The sequence below is a fragment of the Tamlana sp. 2_MG-2023 genome, from assembly GCF_030548465.1.
In the GTDB taxonomy this organism is placed as follows: domain Bacteria; phylum Bacteroidota; class Bacteroidia; order Flavobacteriales; family Flavobacteriaceae; genus Pseudotamlana.
The window spans coordinates 1-13,846 of record NZ_JAUOSF010000012.1 but is presented as its reverse complement, the minus strand read 5'-3'; the positions used below and the strand labels follow the sequence as shown (position 1 = coordinate 13,846).

Sequence of the window (13,846 nt, the reverse complement as noted above, 5' to 3'; positions counted from 1 at the left end):
TCATTTTCACGCTCTTCCGTCAATAGTCAACAGTCAATAGTCAATAGTCAAAGGTCAAAGCTCAACAGTCGCAGTCCCAGTTTCCAGTTGTCATTCCGACGCTAGGAGGAATCTCCCCGATTAAGTACCGCTTACACAATTCAACAAATAAACATCACCCCAAATAATCAATTTGAAAATCCTCCGTCAAAGGTCAATAGCCAACAGTCAATGGTCAATGGTCAAGGGTCAAAAGTCAATAGTCAATAGTCAATAGTCAACAGTCAAGAGTCAAGGGTCAAAAGTCAAAAGTCAACAGCCAAAGGATAACGTATCATCAACTCCACGCCATTTCCAGGTTCACTATGAAGTTCGAGTTCCGCATTTATAAGTTTCGCTCGGCTTTGCATATTTATTAAGCCAGACCCCTTTTCTATTTTTTTAATATCAAAACCTTCACCGTCATCAAAAGCTCTTACAACTAAATAATCGTGTTCATAATCTAAAATAATGTTTATATTTTTAGCCTTGGAGTATTTTACAGAGTTCGATAAAAATTCTTGAATAATTCTAAAAAGCACCACTTCGTCCTTGTTTTTGGTCATGGGCACTTGATCTCCAACAACATGCAATCTGGCAGTATCAAAACGCATTCTTTCAAGGCGATCAAGCTCATTTTTTATGGACTTTACAAAACCGGCATCTAAAACAACTTCACCATTTAAGCTTTTAGATAGCGATCGAACTTCGCTTAAACTAGATTTTAAAGTGTGTTGTAACTCAGCCACATGGTGCTGAAACTCCTCTGGCATCTTCATACCAACAGGACCAATTTGCATATTACCTAAAATTAATAATTGCCCAACACTATCGTGTAACTCCCAACCTATATCCTTTAGAATTTGTTCTTGTGTTTCAGCTTTAGCGTTTGCTATTTCCGACTCAAAAGCTTGTTTTTGGCGCAGTTGTTCTTGAAGTAGTTTGTTTTTCCTAATATTAAACATCACGAAAAACGTTATAAAAAGCATCACAATTACTGCGATAACGTTAACCATATAGATTAACAGATAACGTTCGGCAGATGTACTTGCTAAACGTTCTCCAGCTTCGGTGATTACTATAAAGAGCATAAGTGTATCATTTAACCTGTTTCGCTTTGCCTCTTAAAAACATGAGGTTCTGCTGTAATATCAATTTAGTTATTTAGGGATTTTAATAACGCGTGTAAATATATCGAATAAAATTGGTTATTATTAGTTGGTGGTATTTTGACCGATGACGGATGACAGGAGTCCTTGAAATTGAATATTGACTAGTTGTTATTGATTATTGACCGATGACAGCAAAATTGTTTAGTTGTGGAATCGTTTATTCGTGTAACCGACGTTAGAATAGTAAATTTTTAACTTTTCCTTTTTAATTATTAATTGTTGAATCCTACGCTAGCGCTCGTTTTTAACAAGTGTCACCAAGAGTAAAAAAAAGCAAGAGACTCACAGAGCGTTTTTTAGACACAGATTTCACAGATTTGCACAGATTTTTTTAGTTGGTGGTATTTTGACGGATGACAGAAGACAGGAGACCTTGAAATTGAATATTGACTAGTTATTATTGATTATTGACCGATGACGGCAAAATTGTTTATTTATGGAATTGTTTTAATCGTGTAACGGACGTTAGAATGGTGAATTTTTAACTTTTATTATTAATTGTAGAAATGTTGAATCGTGCAACTGAAAACTGAAACTGAGACTGATACTGAGACTGTGACTGAAAACTAACACAAAAAAAAGCCCAACAAACAAAACTTAACATTTTGAAAATAGGACTTCTTTTATTTACGGTTTTAACTACCTTATCGCTCTAAAACAATGCTCTTAATTAGGAAAACCATCAGTACCTCCACCACCTCTGTTCAATGGTTCTATAGGTATAGTACCTCCACCATTTTGGAAACTAAAATTTAAAAAACTTGCTTTTGCAGCTGTTTCATAACCTGTTGGTGCAAAAAACAAGGTGTTCTCATTCCCTTTTTCTGGGTAAGCGGCTAAATACACGCGTACACCATCCATTTGATACCCTTTTTCTTTAGCTTCTTGTTCGGCGTAAGCCAAATAATTGCGTAAGTCTTCTAGAGACCACCAGAACGATTGGTTTTCGTCTGTCTTGGTCATGCCTGCTTTACTGTAAATAGCAGCATTTTTTGCGTTCCAAGCTTGGTTTAAACTTTTCGCGTAATCGGTGCTAATTACCCCATCAGGAATGTAATAGTTAGCGGTTTCGGTTGCTACTGTTTCATCTTGCGAACAAGACCATAATACCCCGCAGGCCACAAGACCTACCATACTTAATTTTAAAATACGTTTCATCAATTAATTTATTTAGTTATAACAAATTTAACAAAAATAAACTTACAAAAACTAATCTTGTTTTGGCGGTTTACACCAAATTAAAGCAAACGTGAATGTGAGGTACATGAATAAATTGGCGAGAATGTAAATTTGATGCCTTAAATGAACATAATCCCAGTCCCTAACTTTACTACCAACCTCATAGGTATAATACACATCATAAAAGGTTAAGGGGGTAATGACAATCCACCATACAAAAATAGCAACACTGATATAAAAATTTAAATCTTTATAAAAATACAATATCTTTTCACTCAGTAGAATTTCTATAAAATAAAGTGAAGTACATACTACAATAACAAAGCCTCCAAACACTATGATACTGTCATAAAACCCAGTAAAAAAAGAATTCCAATGGCTAGTTATATACATTAAAGAGAATAAAAAAAAGAGAATAGAAATTCCTACAACAATTATTTTAGACAGTCTATTTTGTAAAATTTTACGGTAATAAAGGCTGTAAAATAAAACAGCACCTATATCCCAAGTTAAAGTGAATAACCAATAGTTTTTCTCATAAACAGTGTCTAATAAAAAACTTAATACTTTATTTTCTTTAACAAAATGCGTGTATACACCTAATAAATCAACAATAAATATATAAACTAAGAATATAATAAAATATTTGGCAGCCGTATGAGCATAGTGTTTATACAACAGCAACCCTATAGCAGCTGCCAAAAACTCAACACCAAGTGCGAGGTATAAATAATTTTGATGTAAAAATTCAATCACAGAAAAAAATTAATCAGGAAAACCATCACTACCTCCAGAACTTTTGTTCAATGCTTCTATAGGTATAGTACCTCCACCATTTTGCAGACTTAAGCCTATTGTACTTGCTTTAGCTTGATTCTTTTTTCCTGTTGGCACCATAAACATAGTTGATAAATTTTTCTTGGCTTGGCCTTGGTTTTTACCATAAACCCCTAGGTATACACGTAAACCTGTCATGTCGTAACCTAAACTATCAGCTTGGTTTTTCGCGTAAGCGATGTAGTTTTCAACTTCTTCTAAATCCCAACTTGTAGAACGGGTGTCTTTTTTTCTGCCCTGCTTTGCAGATGCAGAATCAACAGCTCCTTTTCTAAACTTCGTCCAGTTGTTGTTTAAATCTTTAGCTTCGTCAATCGTAATTAAACCATTTGGTTTTACGATTTTAGTTTCTTCAACTGATTCTTCTAAAGGTCGCGGACAAAAATAATAAGTAATTGCGGCTCCTAATATAAAGCCCAACACCACTAGTACTAATTTTTTCATTTGTAAAATAATTTTGGTTTGGTTAATAAATGCTAAAAGTAATAAAAAGATTCTATTTTGTAAGGTTTTGATTGTTAACAGTTGATCTTTGACTGTTGACTGTTGACTGTTGACTGTTGACTGTTGACTGTTGACTGTTGACTGTTGACTGTTGACTGTTGACTGTTGACCTCTGACCTTTGACTCTTGACCTTTGACCTTTGACCTTTGACCTTTGGCTGTTGACCTTTGACCTTTGACTGTTGACCGAACATGGAAGACGGCAAAATTGTTTATTTGTTTAATCGTGTAACCAGTACAAAGTTGAAGCAAGATTCCTCCTAGCATCGGAATGACAACTGGAAACCGCGACTGTGACTGTGACTGTGACTGAAAACTATAAATAAACTGTTGACCTTTGACTGTTGACCTTTGACCTTTGACTGTTGACTTTTGACCTTTGACCTTTGACCTTTGACTGTTGACTGTTGACGGAAGACGGCAAAATTGTTTATTTGTTGAATCGTTTAATCGTGTAACCGGTACAAAGTTGGAGCAAGATTCCTCCTAGCGTCGGAATGACAACTGGAAACTGTGACTGTGACTGAAAACTATAAATAAACTGTTGGCCTTTGACTATTGACTGTTGGCCTTTGACCTTTGACTGTTGACCTTTGACTCTTGACCTTTGACTGTTGACCTTTGACTGTTTACCTTTGACCTTTGACTGTTGACGGCAAAATTGTTTATTTGTTGAATCGTGTAACCGGTACTAAAGTTGAAGCAAGATTCCTCCTAGCGTCGGAATGACAACTGTGACTGTGACTGTGACTGTGACTGTTGACCTTCCGTTGAATTTTTAACTTTTCCTTTTTAATTATTAATTGTTGAAATGTTTATTCGTATAACTGAAAACTGAGACTGCGACTGCGACTGGCAACGCCTTAACTTGAATCTTCAAACTTGAATCTTGAAACAGGAATCTTGCATAACATCTACGAAAATCGTAACATTACGGTGCTAAAATCACCCTATGGAAGACGATAAGAATATTTCAGAAATTAATGCTGACGGACAACATATTATAGATAATAAAGCCCTTAATTTCACTGAAGCTATAATTCCTGTGGTGATTCTAATGGGCTTTTTAGCTTACAACATTTTTTTCGCCGATGGTGAAATGTTTGGCGCATATTCCAACCAATACATTCTTTTAATTGGTGCCTTTGTGGCGGCTTTAGTAGGCTTTTTTAATAAAGTGACTTTTAAACGCATGCTACAAGAAATTTGGGAAAACCTAAAAAGTGTTTTTGTGCCAATTATGATTCTCTTTTTAGTGGGTGCACTGGCAGGTACTTGGCTTGTTAGTGGTGTGATTCCCGCTATGGTGTATTATGGTTTACAGGTTTTAAGTCCGCAAATATTTTTACCGGCCTCGGTCGTTATTGCTGCAGTGATTTCTATTGCAACGGGAAGTTCATGGACCACTTCGGCAACCGTGGGTATTGCTTTAGTGGGCATCGGTACTGCTTTAGGCATCAACCCTGGTATGATTGCTGGTGCTGTGATTTCAGGCGCCTATTTTGGTGATAAAATGTCGCCTTTAAGTGATACCACCAACCTCGCTCCTGCTATGGCTGGAACCGATTTGTTTACCCATATTCGTTATATGGCCATTACCACCATTCCCACGATAGTGGTAACCTTAATTGTTTTCGGTATTTTAAGTGCTACCACAGAAACCACTGGTAATGCCGATGTTAGTAATTTATTAGACACCATAGAAACAACATTCAACATTACACCTTGGTTATTTGCCGTACCTGTGGTTGTCGTTGGGCTTATTTTACTTAAAACAAAACCATTGGTTGCTTTATTAACTGGCGTCTTACTAGCTGCTATTTTTGCGTTTGTTTTTCAACCGCATGTTTTAAATGATTTAGGCGATTCTAAAATTTCCACGATTATCACCTCCATTCTAACCGATATTCAAATCACAACTGAAAATGAAAAATTAAACGAGCTTTTTGCTTCTGGTGGTATGAAAGGCATGCTATGGACCATCTGTTTAATTATATGCGCCATGGTTTTTGGTGGCGTTATGGACGGCATTGGAGCATTGGCGCGTATTACAAAGGCCTTACTATCTGTAGCTTCTTCAATTTTCGGATTATTTGCAAGTACTGTTTTAAGCTGTTTGGGTTTAAACATTATTGCTTCCGATCAATATTTAGCCATCGTAATTCCTGGTAAAATGTTTAAACAAGCTTACGAAGATAAAAAACTGGCGCCAGAAAATTTAAGTCGTACTTTGGAAGATTCTGGTACGGTAACTTCTGTTTTAATTCCTTGGAATACCTGTGGGGCCTACCAATCTGGTGTTTTAGGCGTGGGTGTGGGTGAATATTTTATGTATGCTATTTTCAATTGGTTGAGTCCGTTTACCACTTTATTATTCGCGGCTTTAAATATTAAAATCAAGCAACTTTCTTCTAAATAACTGAAAACTATTCAGTTTAAAAAACACTATAATTAAAATCTATACTTTAATAAATTTTTAGGATTTTATATTCCTAAAAAATCTAATAACTGTGCTAAATTTGCAAGAGAAAACAATTAATAATTTAAATACAAAAATATGTCATTAGTAGGAAAAACTTTCCCAGATTTAAACGTAGACGCCATGAATGAAATGGGCGATACTTTTAAAGTAAACGTTCTAGAAGAAGCAAAAAACAACAAGAAAAAAGTAGTTTTATTTTGGTACCCAAAAGATTTTACTTTTGTTTGTCCGACAGAATTACATGCTTTTCAAGCAGCTTTACCAGAATTTGAAAAACGTAACACTATTGTTATCGGTGCTTCTTGTGATACGCCAGAAGTACACTTTGCATGGTTAAGTGCTTCAAAAGACAACGGTGGAATTGAAGGTGTTACTTACCCTATTCTTGCAGATAGCAACCGTAACCTTTCTAGTATTTTAGGTATTTTAGATATTACAAACGAAACTTTTGACGAAGCTACAGGTACTGTACAAGTTGAAGGTGATAACGTAACATACAGAGCAACTTACATTATTGACGAAGATGGTGTGGTGCAACACGAAAGCATCAACAACATGCCTTTAGGAAGAAATGTTGGCGAGTACATTCGTTTAGTAGATGCTTTAACGCATGTTCAAGAAAAAGGTGAAGTTTGTCCTGCAAACTGGGAAGAAGGAAAAGATGCTATGCAAGCTAACGCTAAGGGTACTGCTGAATATTTAGCTTCTCACTAAAAAAAATAAATCTCATGGTTCAAGAATTAGATAAAGATAATTTAGGCGAATTAGTTTCAAGTAATGATACTGTAGTCGTACAGTTCTCTGCCACTTGGTGTGGTAACTGCCGCATTATGAAACCTAAATTTAAGAAGTTAGCAACAGAAAATGAAAACGTTTCTTTTGTTATTGCCGATGCTGAAAAATTTCCAGAATCAAGAAAATTAGCAAACGTGGATAATTTACCAACTTTTGCCACTTTCAAAAATGGAGCATTTTTAAACCAAGTTCAAACGAACAAGTTTGACGTCTTAAAAGAATTAGTCGATGAAGTTACCAGTAATTAAACATCTTACTCAATTTATTGAGGAGAATGACGAGGATTTCGTAATTGAAACCATCGAAACGCTAGAAGCTTTAACCGAAGTACCTTCTTTAAAAGACGAAGAATTGGACGTTATTGGCGAGCTTATTTCTAACATGTACGGAGCCGTTGAAGTTAACAAAATGATCAAAGAAGGCACGCCTAAAAAAGAAGCTCTAAACGGCTTTATGAAGCGTGTTATGGGATCGATAGATAGTTAGTTTTCAGGGAAACAAAAGTGGTGATTATTTATCGCTATCCTGAAAATTAATTTTCGAAACTTATCAAACATTTTATTAAAACAGCCTGGAATTTATTTCTGGGCTGTTTTTTTTGTGGATTTTTGACCGAAGACCTAGGAATTGAAAATTGATTATTTTTTATTGATTATTTGGGGAATGTTTATTTGTTGAATTGTTTAACCGTGTAACCGACGTTGAAGTTGATGAAAGTTGTACGGATTGAAGATTGATTAATTTTGACCGATGACGGATGACAGAAGAGGGTTGAACGTGAAATTGAATATTGATTAGTTATTATTGATTATTTGGATTACGTTTATTTGTTTAAGTATTCAATCGTGTAACCGACGTTAAAATTTTTAACTTTTACTTTTTAATTATTAATTGTAGAAATGTTTGTTTGTTTAACTATGACTGAAAACTCCAAATTAACTGTTGACCTTTGACTGTTGACCATTGACTTCTTGTACGTCTAAAAGTTCAGCTGTTGTATTACAATTAATGACACCTTCTCGTCTCCGCTTGAACACCGGTTTTGTTCATATTTTTGTATAGCCTTTGGAATCAATAAGGTTATCTTTCTGTATGTTGAATTGTTTATTCGTGTAACCGACTTTAGAATGGTTAAATTTTTAACTGTTCCTTTTTAATTATTAATTTAATAAATACCGTCTTTCGTCGCGAACGACAACTTCAGCATTCCGTCTTCGGTCTCCCGTCAATTTTTCATTTTTAATTATTCACTTTTCATTCAAAAAAAAAGGGTCAAACTAAAACTAGTCCAACCCTCTTTATAATTTATAACTTTAATAAAACCTAAACAGTATACATTTTATTACGTAACTCTTTAATCTTTGGGTTTTGCATGTACTCGTCGAACGTGGTGTAACGGTCAATAACGCCATTTGGAGTTAATTCTACAACACGGTTAGCAACCGTTTGTGCAAACTCATGATCGTGTGTTGTAAACAAGATGGTGCCTTTAAAGTTTTTTAATGAGTTATTAAAAGCGGTAATACTTTCTAAGTCTAAGTGATTGGTTGGCTCATCAAGTTGTAATACGTTAGCACGCATCATCATCATTCGAGATAACATACATCTTACTTTTTCTCCCCCTGATAGTACAGACGATTTTTTAAAGGCTTCTTCTCCACTAAAAATCATTTTCCCAAGGAAACCACGAATATTAACTTCTTCACGCTCTTCTTCAGTCGTTGCCCATCGGCGTAACCAATCAATAAGCGTTAAGTCGTTATCAAAAAACTCACTATTATCTAGTGGTAAATACGACTGTGTTGTCGTCACACCCCACATGAATTTACCAGCATCAGCTTTTTCATTATCATTTAAAATTTGATAAAAAGCAGTTGTAGCTCTAGAATCTCTAGAAAACACCACCACTTTATCGCCTTTTGCAAGGTTTAAATCAATATCCTTAAATAAAGTTTCGCCATCGATAGAAGCCGCTAAACCTTCAACATTTAATATTTGATCACCTGCTTCTCTTTCACGTTCAAAAATAATAGCAGGATATCTACGACTGGTACGACGGATATCGGCAATATTCAATTTATCAATCATTTTCTTTCTACTGGTAGCTTGTTTACTTTTTGCTACGTTGGCAGAAAAACGACGTATAAATTCTTCTAATTCTTTTTTCTTCTCTTCAGCTTTTTTGTTTTGCTGTGCATGTTGTCTTGCTGCTAATTGCGAAGACTCATACCAAAACGTATAGTTTCCAGAGTAGTGGTTTATTTTTCCGAAGTCAATATCAGAAATATGTGTACAAACCGCATCTAAAAAGTGTCTATCGTGAGATACCACAATCACACAATTGTCATAATTAGCTAAGAAATTTTCTAACCAAGAAATGGTTTCGTAATCCAAGTCGTTGGTAGGCTCATCCATAATAAGCACATCTGGATTTCCAAATAAAGCCTGTGCTAATAACACACGTACTTTTTGTTTACCATCCAAATCGGCCATCATGGCGTGGTGAAATTCTTCTTTAATTCCTAAGTTCGATAGCATAGAAGCCGCATTACTATCGGCATTCCACCCGTCCATTTCCTCAAATTGAACTTGTAACTCCCCTATTTTTTCGGCGTTTTCATCAGAATAATCTGCGTAAAGCGCATCAATTTCAGTTTTAATTTTAAACAACGGCTTATTTCCCATTAAAATGGTTTCTAAAACCGTATGCTCATCATATAAATTATGATTTTGCTCTAGTACCGACATACGTTTTCCGGATTCTAAAGACACATGTCCTGAGGTAGGATCCATTTTTCCAGAAATAATCTTTAAAAACGTTGATTTCCCTGAACCATTGGCTCCAATAATACCGTAGCAGTTGCCATTATTAAAAGTGGTATTCACTTCATCAAAAAGCACGCGTTTTCCAAATTGGACAGAAAGATTTGATACTGATAACATAACTTAAATTAAATTTTTGCAAAAGTAGAAAAATGAATCGGTAAGACGAAACTTAAAACCCTCAATTTTATTGTGTAGAATGTGTCTAAAATTGTAGGAAAATCAACTTTTAACAGCCTCTTAACAGCCGAATCCCTTTACATGGTATACTTTTGCCACATCCAAAGACACCTAATACATTTATGAGATTTTATTTTTCATTTATAGTTTTACTACTTGCCTTTTTTAGCTGTGAAAAAAATGCTGATAATGCGGCAAATAGTTGTGCGTATATTGGGGGTGAAATTATTAACCCGAGTACGAATTATGTGGTTTTATCTAAAAATCAATCCATTCTTGATACGGTAAAACTTAATGGTGTTAATCGATTTATTTATAAAATTGACTCACTACAGCCTGGACTTTACACTTTTAAACATGGGCTTGAATCACAAATTGTTTTATTAGAACCTAAAGACAGTGTGTTTTTCAGATTAAATACTCTAGATTTTGATGAATCTTTAGTTTTTACAGGAAAAGGTGACAAGAAAAACAACTACCTAATTGAAGACTTTCTTTTTCATGAAAAAGAAGAAAAAGATATCGTAAGATTAAGTCAGTTACCTCCTTTGGAATACGAGAAGAAAATTGATTCTATAAAAGCAATTAAGGATACTAATTTAGAAAGATTTATTAGTAAATATGAACCGTCTCCGCTATTTGTTCAAATCATAGAAGCTAATAATAGGTACAGTTACTATAGCAATAAAGAGGTTTATCCATTTGCGCACCATGGAAGAAATAAAGCAAAAAACTTAAAAGGCTTACCCGCCGATTTCTATAACTATAGAAAAACGATTAATTACAATGATACTGTTTTTAGTGACTACCCGAATTACCAGACGTTTTTAAAGCATAATTTAAGTAATCTTGCACTCAAAGTACACAAAAATCACGATCCAGGAAAATCACGTGAAGCCCATGCCTTTTGTTATAATTATGGCCGTTTAAAATTGGTAGATAGCCTAGTTACAAATAGTTTGATTAAAGATGATTTACTATATCATTTTACTTTAAAATACTTATCGAAAAGCGATAACGAAGAAAATAACAAGAAAATTCTAAATTTTTATAGAGCTAAAAGTAGTAATGCTTCTGAAAAAGAACGCATGTCACGCTATGCACAATCTATTCACCGTTTAAAAAACGGGTCTACCCTTCCCACGGTTAACCTTGTAGATTACAACAATAATGCTTTAACTTTAAATTCGGTGATTAAAGAACTAACCGTTATTACTTTTTGGTCTAATGTTTATTACGAACACTTTAAAGACAGTCATTATAAAATCAAGGAATTAAAAATTAAATATCCTGATGTAAATTTCATTTCAATAAACATTAATGACTTTGGTATAGCTAAGGCAAAGAAAATATTGGACACTTTTAATTTCAACCACGCGGAAGAATATCAATTTGAAAATTCTGAAGTGGCCTCAGAAAAACTTATTATCTACCCTATTACTAAAGTGATCATTGTAGATAAAGACAAGAAGATTATTGATAGTAATTCTAATATTTTCTCTTATAAATTTGAAGATAATTTATTAGGGCTAATCAATAGATAATCTACAACTTATAATGATTCATTAGAAGCTTTTCATAAACCGTATCTGGTAAAATACGCTTTAAAACGATGGAGAATTTCTGCATAAAAGCGCCTATTTTATAGTGTACTTTAGGCTTTTTAGTTTGAATGACTTTGTAAACCGCTTCGGCCATCATATTTGGATTGCTTCCATGGTCAACATGCGTATTCATTAAATCTAAAGTATGACCATAAGGTTTTTTATATGGCGAATCCTCTAAAAGTGGTGCATGATAACGCCCTGCAGCGATATTAGTGGCAAAATCTCCGGGTGCTACATTGGTCATTTCAATATTAAAATCTTTCAATTCCATTCTATAAGCTTCAGTAAGCAACTCTAAAGCACCTTTGCTCGCACTATAAACACCTCGATAAGGCAAGCCCATATACCCTGCAATAGAAGTTATATTGATAATTAAACCTTCCCCCTGCTTTCGCATGTGTGGAAGCACCGCTTTAATAACACGTATGGGTCCGAAAAAATTAGTTTCAAAATTATTTTTAATCTCGGCTTCAGGAATTTCTTCAATAGGCCCTGTAATCCCCGCACCGGCGTTGTTAACAACAACATCGAGTCTTCCCTCATTTTGAATGATGGTTTCAACGGTTTGGTTAATGGTTTGATTGTCTTTAACATCTAAGCCTAAAATTGGAAACGGACTTTCTGTATACTTTTCAGGACTTCTACTAGTTCCGTAAACTACAAATCCTTTCTCACTTAAAAATATCCCTATGGATTTACCAATACCTGAAGATCCTCCAGTAATCAAAACAACTTTCGCCATGCAATTCTAAAATTTTGAAGCCGTAAAAATACAATAATTATTTAGGAGGAGCATTTAGTAAAAATAGGTTTAGAAATCAGTAGTTAGTTTGGTATTCTAAAATTGAATTTTAAGTAGAATGTCAAATCCTACTCAGATAAAATTAGTAACTTTTTACATCTAATCGATTTTGACTGCGCTGCTTTAGATTAGCAAAGTGTAAAAATCAACTTAAAAGTATATAACTAGCTACTAATCTCTATCATTAGAATCAAGTCTCCCTAATTACATTTTATTTTTCGTCCATTAAAATCATCACAAAATCAGTTTCATTTAAAAATTTTAACTACATTTAACTATAATAATCTGTTATCAAGATTATTAACAACTTCTCCCTATCTCTTTTTATAATTATTTGCAACACGTGATACAGTCAACCTGTACTAGATATTAAACCCATTTAAAGGCGTTTAAAACGGTGCCTTTTATTTATTCCGTTTAATATTCAAAATTAGCGGCTTAAGTGACGTCACAAACCGTTACTTAACCATATAATCACTTAATAAAGATGATAAAATTCTTCAGAAAAATTAGAAAGAACTTACTCATGGAAGGTAAGACTGGAAAGTACTTAAAATATGCTATTGGTGAAATTATTTTGGTGGTTATTGGAATAGTTATAGCCCTTCAAATAAATAATTGGAATGAAAATAGATTAAATAACATAGCCGTTAAAACATATCTAAATAATTTAATCGATGAGTTAACCAATGAGCAACGTGTGCTAGAATTTTTTGTTGAAAGTCATAGTTTTAAATATTATTCAATGAAATATTTATTAATTATGGAAGGCACCAATATGTATGACCCAGTAGCAGATCGTAAAACGGAAATCCCCCCTTTTAAACCCATTCCATATTGGAACAAAAAAATACCCACGGTCTATGATGAAGAATTCATTCAACTGACTTATAGTATGATGCATAGGGCACAATTTCCACCCATGGAAGGAGCTACTTTAGAAGAGTTAAAAAGCACGGGAATGTATTCTCGAATTAACCCCAAATTAAAAATAGCAATCAACAACTATTACGCATTCAAACAAAATGATTTTAATGGCAAAGTACAATCTTTGGCTTTAGATTTTCAAGTATCTTTAGCAAAGGATGGTTATATAACTACCGATACAAATAAATTAGCTGACCCCATTAGTTTAATAAGAAATAACCCAGGAAGAATAGGCATAATAAAACGCATGATACGGGAATCTGGGTGGACTATTTTAAGCGCTATCAACTCAAAGGAAAGAAATAAAAAATTAATAGCACTCACCGAAAAAGAAATAGCGACTCTTTAAGTTTAAAAAATTTAAATTCTTCATTAAACCCAGGCTAAACAATAATTATTTATCGAATTTTTAACGTGTCCTAAAAAGGGGAAGTCTACTCCTCTGTAAGCTTCCCCTAAAATCGAACTGTTTAAAAGTAGAATAATAATTTTTAAATTTGAACAGTATTATGAGACGAAG

General features: G+C 34.1%; 12 protein-coding genes. 6 read left to right on the top strand and 6 right to left on the bottom strand.

Annotated elements, in window-relative coordinates; genetic code table 11:
* Positions 1-284: 284 nt before the first annotated feature.
* The 4 genes from Q4566_RS14970 to Q4566_RS14955 all read right to left on the bottom strand — a co-directional run bounded on the left by Q4566_RS14970 (position 285) and on the right by Q4566_RS14955 (position 3,650).
* Entirely contained in the window at positions 285-1,109 is an 825-nt protein-coding gene (locus tag Q4566_RS14970; RefSeq protein ID WP_303422931.1) for a sensor histidine kinase, read from the bottom strand.
* A gap of 747 nt (positions 1,110-1,856) precedes the next feature.
* A complete protein-coding gene (locus Q4566_RS14965) occupies positions 1,857-2,348 on the bottom strand; it encodes a hypothetical protein (RefSeq protein ID WP_303422927.1) in 492 nt (163 codons plus the stop codon).
* Between the two features lie 51 nt (positions 2,349-2,399).
* Complete coding sequence (locus Q4566_RS14960; RefSeq protein WP_303422924.1) at positions 2,400-3,125, bottom strand: hypothetical protein; 726 nt, start codon at positions 3,123-3,125, stop codon at positions 2,400-2,402.
* Positions 3,126-3,134: 9 nt separating this feature from the next.
* Positions 3,135-3,650 carry a hypothetical protein gene (locus Q4566_RS14955; RefSeq protein ID WP_303422921.1) on the bottom strand — a complete coding sequence of 172 codons (516 nt, stop codon included), beginning with the start codon at positions 3,648-3,650 and terminating at the stop codon, positions 3,135-3,137.
* A 1,012-nt stretch (positions 3,651-4,662) separates the two neighbouring features.
* On the opposite strand from Q4566_RS14955, the gene nhaC reads away from it, so the two are divergent.
* The 4 genes from nhaC to Q4566_RS14935 all read left to right on the top strand — a co-directional run bounded on the left by nhaC (position 4,663) and on the right by Q4566_RS14935 (position 7,473).
* Positions 4,663-6,129, top strand: coding sequence for a Na+/H+ antiporter NhaC (gene nhaC / locus Q4566_RS14950; protein ID WP_303422918.1), 1,467 nt, complete (start codon positions 4,663-4,665; stop codon positions 6,127-6,129).
* 138 nt (positions 6,130-6,267) lie between these two features.
* The gene (locus Q4566_RS14945; protein ID WP_150937908.1) at positions 6,268-6,906 is read left to right on the top strand and encodes a peroxiredoxin; all 639 of its coding nucleotides are present in this window, start codon (positions 6,268-6,270) and stop codon (positions 6,904-6,906) included.
* Between the two features lie 14 nt (positions 6,907-6,920).
* A complete protein-coding gene (locus Q4566_RS14940; protein WP_303422908.1) occupies positions 6,921-7,235 on the top strand; it encodes a co-chaperone YbbN in 315 nt (104 codons plus the stop codon).
* Complete coding sequence (locus Q4566_RS14935; protein WP_303422905.1) at positions 7,216-7,473, top strand: DUF6952 family protein; 258 nt, start codon at positions 7,216-7,218, stop codon at positions 7,471-7,473. The genes Q4566_RS14940 and Q4566_RS14935 overlap by 20 nt, the downstream gene beginning before the upstream one ends.
* A gap of 837 nt (positions 7,474-8,310) precedes the next feature.
* Here Q4566_RS14935 and Q4566_RS14930 read toward each other — a convergent pair.
* Positions 8,311-9,930, bottom strand: a complete 1,620-nt coding sequence (locus Q4566_RS14930) for an ABC-F family ATP-binding cassette domain-containing protein (protein ID WP_303422902.1) — start codon at positions 9,928-9,930, stop codon at positions 8,311-8,313.
* Between the two features lie 182 nt (positions 9,931-10,112).
* Here Q4566_RS14930 and Q4566_RS14925 point away from each other — a divergent pair, with 182 nt between their 5' ends.
* Positions 10,113-11,534: a hypothetical protein gene (locus Q4566_RS14925; RefSeq protein ID WP_303422901.1), complete on the top strand. Its 1,422-nt coding sequence runs from the start codon at positions 10,113-10,115 to the stop codon at positions 11,532-11,534.
* Position 11,535: 1 nt separating this feature from the next.
* Here the strand turns inward: Q4566_RS14925 and Q4566_RS14920 are convergent, their stop codons facing one another.
* The gene (locus Q4566_RS14920; RefSeq protein WP_303422899.1) at positions 11,536-12,339 is read right to left on the bottom strand and encodes an SDR family oxidoreductase; all 804 of its coding nucleotides are present in this window, start codon (positions 12,337-12,339) and stop codon (positions 11,536-11,538) included.
* Between the two features lie 547 nt (positions 12,340-12,886).
* On the opposite strand from Q4566_RS14920, the gene Q4566_RS14915 reads away from it, so the two are divergent.
* On the top strand, positions 12,887-13,675 hold the full coding sequence (locus Q4566_RS14915) for a DUF6090 family protein (RefSeq protein WP_303422896.1): 789 nt from the start codon (positions 12,887-12,889) through the stop codon (positions 13,673-13,675).
* The last annotated feature ends 171 nt before the right edge of the window (positions 13,676-13,846 follow it).

Coding starts and splice junctions, on each gene's coding strand:
- Q4566_RS14970 (WP_303422931.1), bottom strand. CDS start 1,109: ATGCTCTTTATAGTAATCACCGAAGCTGGAGAACGTTTAGCAAGTACA.
- Q4566_RS14965 (WP_303422927.1), bottom strand. CDS start 2,348: ATGAAACGTATTTTAAAATTAAGTATGGTAGGTCTTGTGGCCTGCGGG.
- Q4566_RS14955 (WP_303422921.1), bottom strand. CDS start 3,650: ATGAAAAAATTAGTACTAGTGGTGTTGGGCTTTATATTAGGAGCCGCA.
- nhaC (WP_303422918.1), top strand. CDS start 4,663: ATGGAAGACGATAAGAATATTTCAGAAATTAATGCTGACGGACAACAT.
- Q4566_RS14945 (WP_150937908.1), top strand. CDS start 6,268: ATGTCATTAGTAGGAAAAACTTTCCCAGATTTAAACGTAGACGCCATG.
- Q4566_RS14940 (WP_303422908.1), top strand. CDS start 6,921: ATGGTTCAAGAATTAGATAAAGATAATTTAGGCGAATTAGTTTCAAGT.
- Q4566_RS14935 (WP_303422905.1), top strand. CDS start 7,216: ATGAAGTTACCAGTAATTAAACATCTTACTCAATTTATTGAGGAGAAT.
- Q4566_RS14930 (WP_303422902.1), bottom strand. CDS start 9,930: ATGTTATCAGTATCAAATCTTTCTGTCCAATTTGGAAAACGCGTGCTT.
- Q4566_RS14925 (WP_303422901.1), top strand. CDS start 10,113: ATGAGATTTTATTTTTCATTTATAGTTTTACTACTTGCCTTTTTTAGC.
- Q4566_RS14920 (WP_303422899.1), bottom strand. CDS start 12,339: ATGGCGAAAGTTGTTTTGATTACTGGAGGATCTTCAGGTATTGGTAAA.
- Q4566_RS14915 (WP_303422896.1), top strand. CDS start 12,887: ATGATAAAATTCTTCAGAAAAATTAGAAAGAACTTACTCATGGAAGGT.